Genomic DNA, 18,702 nt, shown 5'->3' with positions numbered 1-18,702 from the left:
CACAGCACCAACGTTGATAATGGTCAAACAAACTGCGGATCAGCCCACCGCTTTCGCCGAGCACGTCCGCTCCCACCCGGGACCTCGGACAGCCTCCCCCTACCGCACGTCCGATGGACGGTGTGGGTGAATCGCCCCGTTGACAAATATCAATCCCCCCCGCCACGCCCGGGCCACGATGGACTCAAGGCTCACGGCCCGAACACAACGCCGCCCTTTCGCGTCGTGTGTGCGATCAACCACGGGAGATTTGTCATGTCTGAGCAATCGCGTTTCATGCTGGTGGTTTCGCCCCTGATGAAAAACAGCCCGGCTTTCGAGCGCGCCGCCGCGCTGGCCAAGGCCTCCGACGCAGCGTTGCACATCGTTGCCTTCGATTATCTGGAAGGCCTGGCGACCGCCGGACTGGTCAACGAACAAGCGCTGGAACAGATGCGCCTGGGCTACATCGAACGCCATCATCAATGGCTTGAGGACCAGGCCCGGCCACTGCGCAAACTCGGGGTGCACGTCACCACCGAGGTGGTCTGGGTCGAAAGGCCGCTGCAGGAAATCCTCATTCACCTGCGCGAACAACCGATGGCGGCGCTGATCAAGGCACTGGAGCACGAATCACTGCTGTCGCGCCTGATGTTCACCCCGCTGGATGTGCACTTGCTGCGCGAATGCCCGGTGCCGCTGCATTTCGTCAGCCATGTGCAACACGCCCTGCCACGGCGGATTGTCGCAGCGGTCGACCCGTTCCATCGCGATGGTCAGTACCAAGGTCTGAACGACCGGATCCTGTACGAGGCCGATAAACTGGCGACGCTGTGTAACGCGCAGCTCGACGTGATTTACGCCCATGACCTGACCTCGCTCAGCGCCGCCGAATTCGGTTTCGATCACGCCTCCGCATTCTTTTCCTCCAGTGCCGCCAAGGCGCTGTTCGATGCCCAGGGCGAAGCGTTCCGTGAGCTGGCCGAACGCAACGATATTCCGGCGGAAAACCAGCACATGATCCTGGGCGACCCGGCCAAGGTACTGGCCAGCTATGCCGATGCTTATGACATTGACATGATCGTCATGGGCCGCATCGCCCACCGGGGTGTGGGCCGTCTGATCGGCAGCACCGTCGAACACCTGCTGTACAAGATGCCGTGCAGCGTGTGGGTGGTGGCGCCGGAAAAAATCGAGTGAAGTTATAAGCTGATAACGCCTTCATTAAACCGTCTTTCAAACGTTGTACTAGGATAGGATCCACATCCTGACATTGCGTCGACCAGGGAACATGCTCGACGCAGGTCAGGAATGGGACTGTTTCACCTGCAACTCATGGATGATGTTTATGAACTCACACCTGTTTCCCCATATCGGCAAAGTCATTGCGAGCACCGGTAGCCGGCACTTTCCGCGAATGCTGCATGACCTGATCCAGACGCAACTGGCGGTGGACGCCACGCACATTCGGCAAATGCGCGTTGAGCCGGTCGGCCGCCCCGCCCATCGCAATCCGCCGGAAACCGGCAAAGACCCGGCCCAGCAGGCTGAAACGGTATTCTGCGAACACATTGCCGCACGCTCGAGTGCGCCAATAGACGCGCCCGCCTCCGCCAGCGCCGACGCCTCACAATTGCACCTGACCCGACGCAAGGACGGCTACCGCTACGTGATTTCGGTGTATCGCAACGACCAGTCGCAACGGTTCTCGGCCCAGGAGCAGAGTTTGTTGCAGGACATCTCTCCGGTGCTGTTGCCGATGCTGGAAAAACACATTCACGCCCTGCAACCCTTGCAGACCGGCACTGAAGAGCCGTCGCCCGGCACCGACGGCGCGCAACCGGGCCTGGACAACCTGCGACTGCGCTTCAACGAACGTTTACAGCAACTGGGCCTGAGCCTGTCCAATCGCGAAACCGAAGTGTGCATTGGCCTGCTCGCCGGGCGTACCGCGCCGGAGCTGGCCGAGCAATTGCAGTTGAAGGTCAACACGGTGGAAAGCTATCTCAAGCGCGCCGCGATCAAACTGGGGATCAGCGGCCGGCATTCGTTGATGCGCTGGATGTACTCGCCGGAGGACACGTCCACCGCCACCAGCGCGGCCTGAGTCCGCCACTGAAGAAAAAAACCGCCGCCCTCCCCGGGTGGCGGTTTTTTACATTGGAGGCTTAATCCTTCGGCACGACTCTATCCAGCGCCTGATTCACTGCCAACTCCCCCAGCATCACCACCTGCGCAATGCCCAGCGCGGTATTGCGGCTCGGCCCTTCCAGCGTGCCGGCGAAATCACCGAGCATCACCGTGGCCGAGGCCAGGGATTCGCAGGCGTTTGCCAGCAGGGATTCGGTGTCGGTTTGCGGGTTGACCAGGAACATGCTGCTGGGGCTGTACGGCGTCGCCATGATGTGCGCGGGCGCGAGGTAGTGATCGAGGGCGCGTTCGGCGGCTTCGTGGAGTTTTCTGGAGTTGAGGGATTCGTACGGCGATACCGGGTCTGTAATCGGCGGATTGGATGAGGTTTCGGACATCAGCTGGCACTCCGATCGAGGCACTTGAAAGAATTTCTCAATGTAGGAGCTGCCGAAGGCTGCGATCTTTTGATGTTGCTTTTAAAAACAAGATCAAAAGATCGCAGCCTGCGGCAGCTCCTACAGAGGACCGGGCAGTTAGTTCGGCACGCGGCTGCCGTCCAGTACTCGGTTGACCATCAGTTCACTGAGCATGATCACCTGATGCAGCATCAGCATGGCCCGGCGCTGTGGGTGGTCGACGACGTCGCCAATATTGCGGGCCATACCGCTGGCGGCGGCTAACGATTCGCAGGCTTCGACGAGCAAGGTTTCCTCGTCCACGGTGGGGTCGATGAGGAAGATTCTGTTGGGTTTGCTTGAGGGTGTTGAAGGGATCGAGATCTTCAGGGCGCCGGGGTTGAGGTAGAAGTTGATGGCGCGGTCGGTGGCCGCTTTTATCTTCTGCGGGTCGAGGGCTGGGTCGTACGGGATTGAGGTGTCTGGGGGGTTGGGTGTGGCTTTGAACATGGATGTACTCCTATTGCAGTTATTCAGGAGCCATCACTCTCGCTACCAAACGAGGGGTGGTGGCCATACGCGGGTTGGTAGACCGGCTGCAATAGGAACCCGGCGCTCACGAGTGAGCCCCACGCATGACCACCATAAAACCGAGCCCCGCAAAGGGACTGCATAGGTGTTGCCATACAGCTATTACAGACGGGCTACCAAACCCGATCACTGATTTTCAGTGACAGGGAAACGATATAGCCCGCCCCATAGCCCTGTAAGCCGGCGGATTCTGGCGTACGCGTAGGTAACGGCGCAAGGTGTTGTAGCCGGTATGGCGTAACGGTTCGTGTATTTTAAACGTGGTTGCGGGGTTACGTTTATGTGCGGGGTTTGCTCTGTTGTTTTGATGTTGTCTGGCAAGCCGCTTTCGCGAGCAAGCTCGCTCCCACAGTTGGAATGAGTGCATTCAGTGGGAGGTTGGTCGGCTTGTAGGCCGTCATCGCTGGCAAGCCAGCTCCCACCATTTGACCGAGTGCATTCAATGGGAGGTTGGTCGGCTGGTAGGCCGTCATCGCTGGCAAGCCAGCTCCCACAGTTGGATTGAGGGCGAAAAACAGGGACGGAGTCATGGCCCGTCCCTTTCGATTTGTGCGCATCAGGCACGAGCCCGGCCAATCAGCTCCGGCAATCAGTCCCTTGCCAACGCTTCGATCGGGTCCAGGCGCGAAGCATTACGCGCAGGAACGAAACCGAAGACGATGCCGATCAGCGTCGAGCAGATCACCGCCGTCAACACCGAGGCCATGGAGAACACCATCTCCCATTCCTTGATGAACAGCGAAAACAGGTGGCCGATGGCGTACGACAGGGAAATGCCGATGGCCCCGCCGAGCAGGCAGACCATCACCGCCTCCACCAGAAACTGCTGACGAATGTCCGACTGCCGTGCGCCGACCGCCATGCGAATGCCTATCTCGCGGGTACGCTCGGTGACCGACACCAGCATGATGTTCATCACCCCAATGCCGCCGACCACCAGCGAAATCACCGCGATCAGCGACAGCAGCAAGGCCAGCGAGCGGCTGGTTTTCTGTACGGTCTGCATCACGCTGTCGAGGTTATTGGTGTAGAAATCCTTGATGCCGTGGCGTTGCAGCATCAGTTGAGTGACGTGATTCTCCACGACTTTGCTCGACTGGCCGTCCTTGATCCGTACGCTGATGCTGTCGAGAAAGCGTTGGCCCAGGATCCGGCCGGCGGCGGTTTCGTAGGGCACCCAGACGTTGAGGGTCTTGCCAGAGGCAAACAGGTTTTTGTTCTCGGCCGCCACGCCGATCACCGTGCATGGCAGGTTGCCGATCAGGATCACCTGACCCAGCGGATCGACGCCCTCACCGAACAACCGATGCCGGGTGTTGTAGTCGATCACCACCACCTGCGCCTGGCGCCGCGCATCGCTTTCGCTGAAGGTAATGCCCGCCTCCAGTTTGATCCCGCGCACCTGAAAGTACTGGTCGCTGACGCCGTTGATCTGCGCGTCGAGGTCGATGTTGCGGTAACGCAGGAGCATGCTGCGGCCGACCACCGGGGTGGCGCTGTCGACGTAATACAGCTGATTCAGCGCGGTAACGTCGGCCGGCACCAGTGTCTCGATTGACGCGGCGCGCTTGTCGCCGAAACTGCTGCCGGAATAGATATCGATGGTGTTGCTGCCAATCGCCGAAATGTCCTTGAGCACGTAGTTTTTCGCACCCTCACCGATCGCCGAAATCGACACCACCGAGGTGATTCCGATGACGATCCCAAGCATAGTCAGCAAGGTGCGCATACGGTGCGAAATCAGCGCCACCCAGGCCATGTTGAAGGCTTCCTTGAACAGCCCGAGGCTGGCGACCAAACGGCGGGTCGCCGGTGGTTTGGCCGGCACCTGCTCTTCGTCCGACAGTTGCCCGGTGTCGCGCTGGTTGCGGCGGTCGCTGAGGATTTCACCGTCGCTGACTTCGATGATGCGCTCGGCGTTGGCCGCGACTTTCGGGTCGTGGGTCACCAGAATCACCGTGTGCCCGGCTGCGTGCAGCTCCAGCAGGATGCGCATCACTTCCTTGCCGCTGGCGGTGTCGAGGGCGCCGGTGGGTTCGTCGGCAAGGATCACTTCACCGCCATTCATCAAGGCCCGGGCGATACTCACCCGTTGCTGCTGACCGCCGGAGAGCTGGCTCGGGCGATGCGTCAGGTGCCCGTCGAGGCCCAGCCGCGCCAGCAACTCACGGGCGCGGGCGTGGCGTTGCGGCGCCGGAATGCCAGCGTAGATGGCCGGCATCTCGACGTTGTGCATCGCGCTCAGGTGCGGCAGCAAGTGATAACGCTGGAAGATGAAGCCGAAGTAATCGCGGCGCAGTTCGGCCAGCGCCTGATCGTCGAGGTCGCGGGTCTCCTGGCCGTTGATCCTGTAGCTGCCGGCGGTGGCGTAATCGAGGCAGCCGAGGATGTTCATCAGGGTTGATTTGCCGGACCCGGAGGCGCCGATGATCGCCACCATTTCTCCGGCATTGATCGTCAGGTTGATGTCCTTCAGCGCGATAAACTCGCGGTCGCCGGCAGTGAAACTGCGGGTGATGCCGGTCAGTTGCAGTAACGGCTGCGTCATGCTCAAGCCCCCGCCACGGCGGGCAGCGGATCACCGATCACTACCCGCTCGCCTTCATTCAGGCCCTGATTGATCTGCACTTTGACGTTGTTGTTGATCCCGGTCTGCACGTTGCGCGACTGCGCCTGGCCCTTGGCGTCCAGCACCCGCACCGGAAAGCTGCCATCGGCATTGCGTGGGCCGAGCGCGGCCACCGGCACGGTCAGCACCGATTGCGCGGTATCGAGGACGATGCGCACTTGCGCGGTCATCGAAATGCGCAAGCGATGATCGGGGTTGGGCACCTCGAACAGCGCGTTGTAGAACACCGCGGTGTTTAGTTTCGGCGTACCGGCCGGCGGTGTTTCGAGGAAGTTCTGCGGTGCCGGCTCAGTGCCGCGCAGCTTGCCGTAGTAGCGTTTGTCCTCACCGAGGATGGTGAAGTACACCTGCTGTCCCGGCGCGATATGGATCACGTCCGCTTCCGAGACCTGCGCCTTGATGGTCATGGTGTCCAGATCCGCCAGTTTCAGCAGGATCGGCGCCAACTGGTTAGCGATCACGGTCTGGCCTTCCTGGGTGACGATGCCGACCACGTCGCCATCGATCGGCGCGACGATCCGCGTATACGCGAGGTTGACCTTGGCGGTGTCGATCTGGATGTGCGCACTCTTGATCTGCGCGTCCAGCGACAGCAGATTGGCCTGCTGCACCTCGTAGTCCGATTGCGCGGTTTCGAAGTCCTGACGCGAGATCGACGCGTCTTCCTGCAAGTTCTGATAGCGCTGGTAAATCGCTTTGGTCTGCTTGAGCTGGGCTTGCGTGGCGCGCTTTTGCGCCTGCAGGTTTTCCTCATCGACCTGCGCCTGACGCAGGGTGTTCTGCAGCACCAGCGGATCGATTTCCGCCAACCACTGGCCCTTCTTCACCTTGTCGCCAACCTTGACCTTGAGCGACTTCAACTGCCCCGACACCTGGGCGCCGACATCCACTTGCTTGACGCCTTCCAGCAAACCGGTGGCGAGCACGGTGTTTTCGATGTCCGTGCGTTCGACCGGCGCCGTCTGGTATTTCGGCGCTTCGGCCGGGGCCTGCACCGTGTACAGCACCAACCCGGCCACCGCCGCCAACGCCAACCCCATACCGACTTTGCGCAACTTCGACTTTTCCATAAATAACCACAAGTCCGTTCAGGGATGGACCCGGCCAGCGGCCGGGTCTTGATAGAAAAACCACACTCAGGACAGCGCTTCGCCGACCGCCAGCGCCAGGCCGTCATGCCACCACGCGGCGAAACTGAAGACGTTGGGCGCCTTGAGAATCGTGAAGTGGTTGCCCGGCCCGTACCACACCGCCAGATCACTGACCTGCCGCTGCCAGCCTTCGAGCATCGCCGCCTGTTCGCGCTGATTGCCCCACTCGTCCAGCGTCGGGTCATCGACCAGCACCAGCCGCACCGGCCCGCTGTAGGCCAGACGCGGCTGATAGACCGTGCGCAAGGCGCTGGCGAACGTGCGGACCGGGCCATGCATCGCGTCCGGTGCCGCGCGATCCGACAACACCCCGGCGCGCACCATGCCGGCGTGCAGCAGGCGCAGTTGCGTGGTGTCATCGGCGTTGGCGAAGGTCGCCGGATCGATGCCCAGCGATTTGCCACAGGACAATTGCAGGGTGTCGATCAGCCGTTGCAGCGCGGCAGTGGCCGTGTACGGCTTGCCCGCCGTGCCGTCACCACCCGGCGCCTCGCTGTCGATCAAGGTCAGTGACGCCACTTCACGCCCGGCGGCCTGCAACTGCGCGGCCATGGCATGCGCGACCCAGCCGCCGAACGAATGGCCGATCAGGTGCAGCGGCCCTTGCGGGTGGATCTGCTCGATGGACCGCAGGTAGAACGCCGCAGCCGCTTCCACTGCGCTGTGCGGCACACTGACGCCGTCCAGCCCGCGCGGTTGCAAGCCGATGATCGGCCACTCCGGGCCGATCGCCTCGGTCAGGTGAATGAACCCGGTGACGCTGTCACCCGCCCCCGGCACACAGAAAATCGGCGCATGCCCCGGCTGCCCGGTCTGAATCGTCAGCAGCGGTTGATACAGCGTCGGCTCCGGCGTCACCAGGGTTTCCAGCGCCTGGGTAATGGCCTGGCCGAGTGCCTGAATGTGCGGGTGCTTCATCATGGTCCGGTGATCGCCGGGGATGTCGATGCAACGCAGCAAGCCAATGTTGAAACGCTCCTCCCATCCGCGCGTCGGGCTCGGCATCGACTGGCCGTCCATCAGTTCCTGTGCACGGAACAGATGAATCGTCTGGCTCGCCGGGCTGACCCGGTAATGCGCCAGCGCCAGACGATGCGCCGCTTCGCGATCAAAGTAATGCCAGGCGTCCGCCGCGCTGACCGTGGCCAGTTCCGGGTCGGTCAGTTGTTGCGCCTGACAGCGCTGGAACAGCTCGGGGAAGTCCAGTTGTTCGACGTGCGCTTCCAGCGTTTGCACCGCCGCCAGCGCTGCCTCGCTTTCAGCACCGAGCATCAGCGAACGGCCACGGCAATGGCCGAGTAACTGGCGCTTGTCCAGGCCCTCGCCGCTCCACATGGCCTTGTCCTGAGCCAGCGGGTTCGGTGCGTAGCTGTCGAGCATGCCGATAAACTCCACCGGTTCATCGAGGCCAAGCAATTGCTGCGCGACCTCATGCGCCAGCACCCCACCGAACGACCAGCCCGCCAGACGATACGGCCCATGTGGCTGCACCGAACGGATGATTCCGACCATGCGCTGCGCCATGCACTCCAGCGTGCGCAATGGCGCTTGCCCCAGCGGCACGCCGGGCAGGCCGTAAATCGGGAACTCGCCACCGATGTGCTGGGCCAGCGTCGGGAAATACACGTCGCGACCGCTGAATTCATGCAGCAGGAACAGCGGCGTACCGTGCGCCCCGGCACGAACCACGACCAGCCCGTCGGGCTGACTGAGTGCCTCGTCCTGACTGAGCAGCGCAGCGGCAGACTCGATGCTCGGGTGCTGGAACAGCTCGGCCAGCGACAGTGGCAGCCCGGCCCGTTGCAGCAGATTGACCAGTTTCACCGCCAGCAACGAATGCCCGCCCAACTCGAAGAAGTTGTCGTGACGGCCCACCTGTTCGACGCCGAGCACCTCGCCCCAGATCTGCGCCAGCGTGGTTTCGACTTCACCCTCGGGCGCCACGTAAGGCCGGTTGATGACGGCATCGGCCCCCGGTTCCGGCAGGGCCTTGCGGTCGATCTTGTCGTTCGGTGTCAGTGGCAAGGCGTCGAGTCGCACGAACGCGCCCGGCACCATGTACTCGGGCAAACGTTCCAGCACATGCGCGCGCAGGGTTTCCAGTGACGGGGCGTCGATGCCGGCGCGCACGGTGTACCAAGCCACCAGACGCTCATCGCGCACCATCACCACCGCTTGGCGAATCGCTGGATGTTCGATCAACCGTGCCTCGATTTCTCCAGGCTCCAGACGCAAGCCACGCAGCTTGATCTGGAAGTCGTTGCGGCCGAGAAACTCCAGCTCGCCGTGATTGTTGTAGCGCGCCAGATCTCCCGTGCGATACAGCCGATCCCCCGGCACAAACGGGCTGTCGATGAAGCGCTCAGCCTGCATCTCCGGCAGTCGGTGATAACCGCGCGCCACGCCAACGCCGCCGATGTGCAACTCGCCACTGACGCCTTGTGGCACGGGTTGACCGTAGGCATCGAGAACGTACAACCGGGTATTGCTCAGTGCGGTGCCGATCGGCACCACGTTGTCCGGCACCGGCATGTCCGGCTCCAGCGTCCAGCCGGTGCTGTCCACCGTGGTTTCAGTCGGACCGTAGACGTTATGCAAACGCACCCACGGCAGGCGATCGCGCACCTGCCGCGCCAACGCCGCACTGAGTTCACCACCACCGTTGAGCACATCGGTCAGGCTGGTGCATTGCTCGACATCGTCCTGTTCGATGAACTGCTGCAACAGCGCAGGAACGAATTTGACTACGGTGACCTGCTGCTCGCGAATGGTCTGCGCCACATACGCCGAATCACGGTTGCCATCCGGCCGCGCCAATACCAGGCGGATGCCGGAACACAGCGGCCAGAAGATCTCCCACACCGAACTGTCGAAGCTGAACGGCGCCTTTTGCAGGAGCGCACCGTGCTCGGTTGGCGGGGAAATGACCGAACCCCAATGCACCATGTTGCAGGCGCTGCGATGCTCGATCATCACGCCTTTCGGCAACCCGGTAGAACCCGAGGTGTAGATCATGTACGCAAGATTCGAAGCACTGAGACCCGGCACTGGCGAATCGTGATCCGGCAACAGTTGCCAACTGCCGTGATCCAGATCGATCAACGCCGCCGCTGCTTCGTCGAACAATCCGCGAGTCGCCGTTTGCACCAGCACCGCCACCGGCGCGCTGTCCTTGAGCATATACGCCAGACGCTCCGCCGGGTAACCCGGGTCCAGCGGCACATAAGCGCCGCCAGCCTTGAGGATGCCGAGCAGACCGACCACCAGATCCAGCCCGCGCTCGACGCAGATCGCCACCCGCGTATCCGGCTGCACACCGTGGGCGCGCAGGTGATGGGCCAGACGATTGGCGCGCTGATTGAGCTCGCGATAGGTCAGGTTTCCCTGCTCCGATTGCAGCGCGACGGCGTCCGGTTTGCGCCGCACCTGGGCTTCGAACAGGACATGCAACGGCTGCTCCAGCGGACAATCAACGGCGCTGGCATTGAAATCGACCAGCAAGCGCTGACTTTCCTCCGGGGCCAGTAACGGCACCCGCGCAAGCACCGCTTGCTCATTGCTGACCAGCGCCGCCAGCAGGCGCTGGAAGTAGCCGACGAAACGCTGCACCGTCGCCTCATCGAACAACGCCGTGGCGTAGCGCAACGAACCGCGAATGCCGTCGGGCGAATCGCCGAGGCTCAGTGACAGGTCGAATTTCACAAAGTGGCTGTCGCCGGCCACCCCTTCCAGGGTCAGGTCGCCGAGGGTCAGGCTCGGGCCGTCGTTGTTGTCCCAACTGAGCATGGTCTGGAACAACGCGCTGTGCGATAGGCTGCGGACAGGCTTGCTGATGTCCACCACTTGCTCGAACGGCAGATCCTGATGCGCCTGAGCGTCCAGGGTTTGCGCCTTCACCCGCGCCAGCAGCGCCTCGCCGCTCGGCTCGCCCGAGGTATCGATGCGCAGCGCCAGGGTGTTGACGAACATGCCGATCAGGCCTTCGATCTCCGCGCGGGTGCGGTTGGCCACCGGCGAGCCGATCACCACGTCGTCCTGCCCGGACAAACGACTGAGCAACATCGCCCAGGCGCTCATGATCACCATGTACGGCGTCACCGCGCGACGCTGACACAAGGCTTTCAAACCGGCGCTCAAGTGATGATCGAGCAGTATGTCGACGCGGCTGCCGGAGTAGTCCTGCTGTGGCGGACGCGGACGGTCAGTGGGCAGGGTCAGCAAGGCCGGCGCGCCGGCCAGCGTCTGCTGCCAGTAATCACTCTGACGCTGCAGCACCTCGCCACTGAGCCAGCGCCGTTGCCACACCGCGTAGTCGGTGTATTGCAGCACCAGCGGCGGCAGCGGATCGTCTTCGCCACGGCTGAACGCTTGATACAACGCGGCCAACTCGCGGGTCAGCACGCCCATCGACCAGCCATCGGCGATGATGTGGTGCAGCGTCAGCAACAGCACATGATGGTCGTCGGCCAGACGCACCAGACGTCCGCGCAGCAGCGCATCGTGCTGCAGATTGAACGAGGCGCAGGCCTGCTCCTCAATCAGGCCACGCAAGGCGTTGTCAGCCTGTGGGTGCTGGCGCAGGTCTTCTACCGGCAGCAACAGACCGCTCTCGGCCGGCAGGATCAGCACCTGTGGCTGATCGTCGATCTGGCTGAAGCGGCTGCGCAGGGTTTCATGACGCGCGACGATGCGTGCCAGTGCCCGTTGCAGCGCGTCTTCATCCAGTCGACCGCGCAGGCGCAGACCGACCGGGATGTTGTAGGCGCTGTGGCCACCGTCCATCTGCGCCAGGAACCACAGGCGTTGCTGGGCGAAGGACAGCGGCAATCGCTGATCACGCGGTGCCGGCAAAATCTCCGGCAAGGTGCTGCGCCCCGCCCGGCTCAGCACCTCGGCGACAGCGGCCAGTTCGGGATTGGCGAACAGCTCGGCGAGTGTCAGTTCGACGCCCAACTGCTGGCGCACCTGCGACAGCATGCGCATCGCCAGCAACGAATGCCCGCCCAGTTCGAAGAAGCTGTCGTGACGACCGACCTGTTCGAGCTGCAGCAAGCCAGCCCAGATCCGCGCCAAATGGTGTTCCAGCGCCGAGATCGGCGCGACATACACCCGGCTGAGCAGCGCTGCCTGCGTCGGCGCCGGCAGCGCCTTGCGGTCGACCTTGCCGTTGTTGTTCAACGGCAGCACATCCAATTGCACCCACGCGCTCGGCACCATGTATTCCGGCAGTCGTGCCAGCAAGTGCGCGTGCAGATCGGCGCTGTCCAGGCGCCCGGCGTGCGCGGTGTAGTACGCCACCAGACGCGTGATGTCCTGACCATCGCGGCGCGCCAGCACCACGGCCTCCTTGATCCCTTGGCAGTTGAGCAGGCGGTTTTCGATTTCCCCAAGCTCGATACGGAAACCACGGATCTTCACTTGATCGTCATTGCGCCCGATGCAATCGAGCTGCCCCGGGGCCAGCCAGCGTGCGAGGTCGCCGGTGCGATACAGCAACGCGCCCGGTTGCTCGCTGAACGGATCACGCAGAAACTTCTCGGCGGTCAGATCGGCGCGGTTCAGGTAACCCAGCGCCACGCCCTGCCCGCCGATGTACAACTCGCCGGTCACGCCCATCGGCACCGGTTGCTGATGCGCGTCGAGCACGTACACCTGAGTGTTGGAGATCGGCGCGCCAATCGGCACGCTCTCGGCGTTTTCCGCCACTTCGCGAACTTCGAAGGTGGTGGCGTACGTGGTGGTTTCGGTCGGACCGTAGCAATGCACGATGCGCAACTCTGGCGCCTCGGCCAGCAGTCGACGGAACGCCGCCGGATCGCCACGCTCACCACCACACAACAGAATGCGCAGGCCTTTGAGCGCCTGCGGAATCAGCTGCACGTACTGGTTGAACAGCGCAGTGGTGACGAACAGCACCGTCGCCCCGGTTGCGCTCAACTCGCGGCCAAAGGCGTTCGGATCAAGCAAAGTCTGGTGATCGATCACCACCACGCGTCCGCCGTTGAGCAATGGCCCCCAGATGTCCATGGTGCTGGCGTCGAAGGCCGGGTTGGAGGCGAACACCACGCGATCCTGCGCATTGAAATCGGCGTAACCGTTGTTCAGCAGCAGGCGGCCGATGGCGCGGTGCGGCACCATCACACCTTTCGGCGTGCCGGTGGAGCCGGAGGTGTACATGATGTACGCCAGCGATTCCGAGGACTGCGCCAGATTCGGGTTGTGCGTCGGTTGGCCGCTGAGGGTCAAGCGGTCGAGGTCGATGCGTGGTGCAGCGTAGTCGATGACTTCACGGCTGAGGGTCAGCAACGCTGCGGCCTGACAGTCCTCGACCATGAACGCCTGCCGCTCGCTCGGCGCATTGATATCCAGCGGCACATAGGCCGCCGCGCACTTGGCAATCGCCAGTTGCGCCACCAGCAATTCCAGCGAACGCGGCAACAGGATCGCCACGTGGTCGCCCGGCTGCACGCCTTGGCCGATCAAGTGATGCGCCAGACGGTTGGCCTGAGCGTTCAGCTCGAAGTAGCTCAGCGAATGCTCGCCATGCACCGCCGCCACCGCCTTGGGATGCGCCGCTGCCTGCTGCTGGAAAATCCCGTGCACGGTCAGTGTTTGCGGGTATTCGCGTGCAGTGGCGTTGAAGTCGTAGAGCAAGCGCTGGCGCTCAGACTCGGTGAGTAACGGCACATGCTCCAGCACTGTCCGCTCATCGTTGACCATCGCCGCCAGCAGGCGCTGCAAGTAGCCGACATAACGCTCGACGGTCGCGTGATCGAACAACGCCGTGGCGTATTCCAGCGAACCGCGAATCACCCCGTTGACCTCAGCCAGGGTCAAAGTCAGGTCGAATTTGGCCACCCGGCCCGGCGCAGCCACACCCTCAAGACTCAGATCGCCCAGCGCCAGGTGCGGGCCGACGCTGCTGTCCCAGCTCAGCGTGGTCTGGAACAACGGGCTGTGCGCCAGACTGCGCGCCGGCCGGGCGATGTCCACCACTTGCTCGAACGGCAGGTCCTGATGCGCCTGCGCCTCCAGCGTGCGCGCCTTGACCCGTGCCAGCAGCGTGGCCACGTTCGGTTCACCCGAGGTGTCGATACGCAGCGCCAGGGTGTTGACGAACATGCCGATCAGGCCTTCGATCTCGGCCCGGGTGCGGTTGGCCACCGGCGAACCGATCACCACGTCGGACTGCCCGGACAAACGACTCAGCAACAGCGACCAGGCACTCATCAGGGTCATGAACAGGGTCACGCCGTGACGCTGACTCAAGGCTTTGAGCCCGGTGCTCAGGCGCTCGTCCAGCCGTACTTCGACGCTGCTGCCGGCAAAGTCCTGCTGTGCCGGACGCGGACGGTCGGTGGGCAAGGTCAGCAAGGCCGGCGCGCCGTCGAGGGTCTGCTGCCAGTAATCGCTCTGCCGCTGCAGCACTTCACCGCTGAGCCAGCGCCGCTGCCACACGGCGTAGTCGCCGTATTGCAGCGCCAGTGGTGGCAATGGATCCGGCTGACCGTGACTGAAGGCCTGATACAGCGCCATCAGCTCACGGGTCAGCACACCCATCGACCAGCCATCGGCGACGATGTGATGCACGGTCAGCAACAGCACATGCTGCTCGTCGGCCAGACGAATCAGGCGTCCGCGAATCAGTGGATCGTGCTGCAGATCGAAGGCCGTCGCGGCTTCCTGCGCGAGCAGTGCCTGCACCGTGGCTTCGGCCTGAGGGTCCTGGCGCAGGTCCTCCACCTGCAACAGCAGACCGCTGTCGACCGGTGCAATCATCACCTGCGCCTGATCGTCGACGCTGACGAAACGGCTGCGCAGGGTGTCGTGGCGCGCAACGATCTTCGTCAGCGCGCGCTGCAAGGCTTCGCCATCGAGCCGTCCACGCAGGCGCAGGCCAAGCGGAATGTTGTACGCCGAATTGCCGCCGTCCATTTGCGCGAGAAACCACAGGCGCTGCTGGGCGAAGGACAGCGTGCCGTCACGCGGCACCGCGACGATCGGCGATTGGCTACTGACCTGCGCTACGCACAGGCACTCGGCGACCGCCGCCAGTTCAGGGTTGGCGAACAGATCGGCCAGCACCAGTTCCAGCCCCAGTTGCTGACGCACTTGCGCGACCATGCGCATGGCCAGCAGCGAATGGCCGCCGAGTTCGAAGAAATGATCATGGCGGCCAACCCGCTCGACCTGCAGCACCTCGGCCCAGATCTGCGCCAGCGCAGTATCCAGCGCGTCTTGCGGCTCGACGTATTCGCGGGTGAATAGCGCAGTCAGGTCAGGTTTCGGCAATGCCTTGCGATCAACCTTGCCATTGGCGGTCAGGGGTAACGCGTCGAGCCGGACAAACGCCGCCGGCACCATGTACTCAGGCAATTGCGCGAGCAGGTGCGCGCGCAGATCAGCGACGCTCAACGATGCGCCCTGCTCGGTGTAATACGCCACCAACCGTGGCTGACCGGGTTCGTCCTCACGGGCCAGCAATACCGCCTCCTGGACGCCGGGGAGCTGATTGAGGCGGGTTTCGATCTCGCCCAACTCGATACGCACGCCACGGATTTTCACCTGATCGTCGTTGCGCCCGAGGAATTCAAGCGTGCCGTCCTCGCGCCAGCGCGCCAGGTCGCCGGTGCGGTACAGACGTGCATTTGGCACGCTGCTGAACGGATCGCGCAGAAAGCGTTCGGCGGTCATCTGCGGACGGTTCAGGTAACCCCGGGCCACGCCGGCACCGCCGACATACAACTCGCCCATCACGCCCAGCGGCACCGGACGTTGCTGTGCGTCGAGCAGATACACCGTGGCATTGCTCACCGGTTTACCGATGTGCAAGACGTCGCCCGCCGCAATCAGGCCGGAGGTGGCGACCACGGTAGCCTCGGTCGGGCCATAGTTATTGATCACCCGGAACGGCTGGTTGCGGTTGAACTGGCGCAGACGATCGCCGCCGATCAACAGGGTTTTCAGGGTCGAATGCGCCGGCTCCTGACTGAAGGCGTATTCGGCTACCGGGGTCGGCAGGAAGCTCACGTCCAGCGGCTGCGCACGCCACCAGGTCAGCAGCGCGTCGATGTCTTCGTTGCCGTCATGGTTTGGCGCCAGATGCACGGTCGCGCCAACGCACAAGGCCGGCCAGACTTCCCAGGCCATGGCGTCGAAACCGAACCCGGCCAGGCTTGAGGTATGACTGCCAGCGTGCAGATCGAAGGCCGCGCAGTGCCAGTCCACCAGGTTGCTCAGGGTCTGATGCTCGACCATCACGCCCTTCGGCAGGCCAGTGGAGCCGGAGGTGTAGATCACGTAGGCCAGGTGCTGCGGGGTCAGGGCCGGCAGCGACGGGTTATCGGTTCGGTCGTTTGGCCATTGGCGCAGATCAAGATCGATCAGCGGCACCGAAAGTGCCGGCAGGCGTTCACGCAGATCGCTTTGGCTCAGCACCGCGACGGGCGCACTGTCTTGCAGCAGATAGCTCAGGCGCTCCGCCGGGTGCGCCGGATCCACCGGCACATAACCGGCGCCGGCCTTGAGAATCGCCACCAGCCCGACCAGCGTATCGAGACCGCGCCGGGCGACAATGGCCACGCGGTCGTCAGGCTGTACACCCGATGCAATCAGATGATGCGCCAAGGTGTTGGCCTGGCGGTTCAACTCGGCATAGCTCAGCGAAGCACCGGCAAACATCGCTGCCAGCGCCTGCGGCCGTTCAATGGCTTGCTGCTCGAAACGCTGAGCGATCGTCAGCCCCTGCGGGTAATCGGCGCGGGTCGCGTTGAAGGTGTGCAACACCTGCTCGCGCTCGGCGCCCGGCAGGATCGACAGCCGTTCAAAGCCTTGATGCGGCGAGTGCTCCAGCGCCTCCACCAGCGCGTGCAAGGCGCATTGCAAATAGTCGCAAATGCGCCGCGCATCGATGCCGGCGCCGGCCAGTGCGGTCAGGCTGAAGCCTTCGCCGAGGTCGTCGACGCTGAGGGTCAGGCGGTAGTTGCTGTGCTCCTCGGCCTCGAGCAATTGCATGCCCTGCCAGGCCGCCCGGGCCTCGGCAGAACCGCCACCCGCCGAGGCACCATGACGGTAATTGAACAACGTGCTGAACAGCGGCGTGCTCGGCGCCATGGCGCTGCAATGCTGAATGCGCGCCAGTTGTGCGTGTTCGTGCTGCAGCAACTGGCTGAGCAATTGATGTGTCGCCAGTGCTGCGCCCTTGACGCTGTGCGCGCGCAGATCAATGCGCAGCGGCAAGGTGTTGATGAACACCCCGAGCGCGCGTTCGGCGCCCTCGCCGCCCTGCAAGCGACCGAGCAATACCGTACCGAACACCACGTCGTCACGACCGGACAATGGCCCCAGCACCTGCGCCCACGCCAGGTGCATCAGGCACGCCGCGCTGACACCCAGACGCCGCGCCTGACTGCGCAGGTTGCGGCTCAGCGCGGTGTCGAGGCTCAACTTTGCCTGCGTGGCCAGCCCTTCCGGCGCCGGGTTCTGCCCGTAAGGCAAGGTTGGTTCGTCGACGTCACCGAGCATCTCGCGGAAGAACGCTTCGTGCTGCTGGTCGCTCAACCCGGACAGGGTATGCGCCACGTAATTGCGATACGGCACCGGCTCGGCCAGGCGTTGCGGCTGGCCGATCAGGAACGCCTGCATTTCGTGTTGCAGCACCTCCAGCGCCACGTGGTCCATCACCAGGTGATGGAACAGCAACAACGCCACCACCCGCTGATTGGCGGCGTCCCACGCGTGCACCACGCGCATCAGCGGCGCCTGATTGACGGCCATACGGTACTGCGCGGCGTCGAAGCGGCGGCGCAATTGCTCCAGCACATCGCCGTCCGCGTCATTCAGTTCCAGCGCTTCGCACGCCAGCGGCGCCTCACGCCAGACCACTTGCACCGGGTCTTGCAGGCCGTCCCAGAACAGCGAGGTGCGCAGGATGTCGTGGCGCTGGATTACGTTCTGCAAGGCTTGGGTGAAGCTGTTCAAGCGTTGCTCATCGGCAAACGCAAACTGCGCCTGCAACACATACGGATCGCCCTGGGCGGCGGACAAGTGATGAAAGAGGATGCCGGTCTGCAACGGCGCCAACGGGTAAATATCCTGCACGTTGGCCGCGCCGCCGGGGATGCTGGCGACGATGCGGTCGATGCTCGGCTGGTCGAGCGCCACCAGTGGCAGCAGCTCGGGAGTGATGCGTGTGCAGTCCGTGGTGATGAGGTTGGCCGCGACTTCGGCCTCCGGTTCACCGCCCACCGCAGCGGCCAGTGCGGCGAGGGTCGGCTGGTTGAACAGCACGCGAATGTCGGCCGTCAGACCGGCGCGACGCATGCGCGCCACCAGATTTACTGCCAACAGCGAGTGGCCACCCAGTTCAAAGAAATGGTCGTGGCGCCCTACCCGCTCAACCTTGAGCAACTCGGCCCAGAGCTGCGCGAGGGCGATTTCCACTTCGCCGACCGGGGCTTCATATTCACGGGCGGTCAGCGCCGCCAGATCCGGCGCCGGCAACGCCTTGCGGTCGAGTTTGCCGTTGGGGCTCAGCGGCAATCTATCGAGATGCACGAATACGGCAGGCACCATGTAGTCCGGCAGGTTTTCCAGCAGATGGCTGCGCAGCACGTTGGTTTCCAGCCGTGCGCCGGTGTAATACGCCACCAGACGCTTGTCCCCCGGCACGTCTTCGCGAGCCAGTACGGCGGCTTCCTGCACGCCATCGATCTGGGTCAGGCGTGCCTGAATCTCGCCGAGTTCGATGCGCAAGCCACGGATCTTCACCTGATCGTCGTTGCGACCGAGGTATTCGATATTGCCGTCCGCCAGATAACGGGCG

The 18,702-nt window shown here is 63.4% G+C and carries 8 protein-coding genes (1 of these 8 only partly in view); 2 read left to right on the top strand and 6 right to left on the bottom strand.

The window, feature by feature from the left end; translation table 11 throughout:
- Positions 1 to 255: 255 nt before the first annotated feature.
- Both KVQ82_RS13300 and KVQ82_RS13295 read left to right on the top strand, forming a co-directional pair.
- Positions 256 to 1,179: a universal stress protein gene (locus KVQ82_RS13300; RefSeq protein ID WP_108182928.1), complete on the top strand. Its 924-nt coding sequence runs from the start codon at positions 256 to 258 to the stop codon at positions 1,177 to 1,179.
- A gap of 148 nt (positions 1,180 to 1,327) precedes the next feature.
- Entirely contained in the window at positions 1,328 to 2,086 is a 759-nt protein-coding gene (locus tag KVQ82_RS13295) for a helix-turn-helix transcriptional regulator (RefSeq protein WP_222019108.1), read from the top strand.
- A gap of 61 nt (positions 2,087 to 2,147) precedes the next feature.
- On the opposite strand, the gene KVQ82_RS13290 is transcribed toward KVQ82_RS13295, so the two are convergent.
- The 6 genes from KVQ82_RS13290 to KVQ82_RS13265 form a co-directional block, all read right to left on the bottom strand.
- On the bottom strand, positions 2,148 to 2,507 hold the full coding sequence (locus KVQ82_RS13290; RefSeq protein ID WP_198758277.1) for a DUF6124 family protein: 360 nt from the start codon (positions 2,505 to 2,507) through the stop codon (positions 2,148 to 2,150).
- Between the two features lie 138 nt (positions 2,508 to 2,645).
- Positions 2,646 to 3,017 (bottom strand): hypothetical protein, encoded by a 372-nt coding sequence (locus KVQ82_RS13285; RefSeq protein WP_222019107.1) that lies wholly within the window; start codon positions 3,015 to 3,017, stop codon positions 2,646 to 2,648.
- A 359-nt stretch (positions 3,018 to 3,376) separates the two neighbouring features.
- Positions 3,377 to 3,628, bottom strand: a complete 252-nt coding sequence (locus KVQ82_RS13280) for a hypothetical protein (RefSeq protein ID WP_222019106.1) — start codon at positions 3,626 to 3,628, stop codon at positions 3,377 to 3,379.
- A gap of 59 nt (positions 3,629 to 3,687) precedes the next feature.
- Positions 3,688 to 5,646, bottom strand: coding sequence for a MacB family efflux pump subunit (locus KVQ82_RS13275; protein ID WP_222019105.1), 1,959 nt, complete (start codon positions 5,644 to 5,646; stop codon positions 3,688 to 3,690).
- Between the two features lie 2 nt (positions 5,647 to 5,648).
- A complete protein-coding gene (gene macA, locus KVQ82_RS13270) occupies positions 5,649 to 6,797 on the bottom strand; it encodes a macrolide transporter subunit MacA (protein WP_222019104.1) in 1,149 nt (382 codons plus the stop codon).
- Positions 6,798 to 6,863: 66 nt separating this feature from the next.
- Positions 6,864 to 18,702, bottom strand: the 3' portion of a protein-coding gene (locus KVQ82_RS13265; protein WP_222019103.1) for a non-ribosomal peptide synthase/polyketide synthase. The gene runs 5,984 nt beyond the window's last position; only the last 11,839 of its 17,823 coding nucleotides appear in the window; its start codon lies off the right edge, out of view; its stop codon occupies positions 6,864 to 6,866.

Source organism: Pseudomonas sp. AO-1, assembly GCF_019775695.1.
Taxonomy (GTDB): Bacteria; Pseudomonadota; Gammaproteobacteria; order Pseudomonadales; family Pseudomonadaceae; genus Aquipseudomonas; species Aquipseudomonas parakoreensis.
This window is presented reverse-complemented; position numbering and strand designations above follow the sequence as displayed.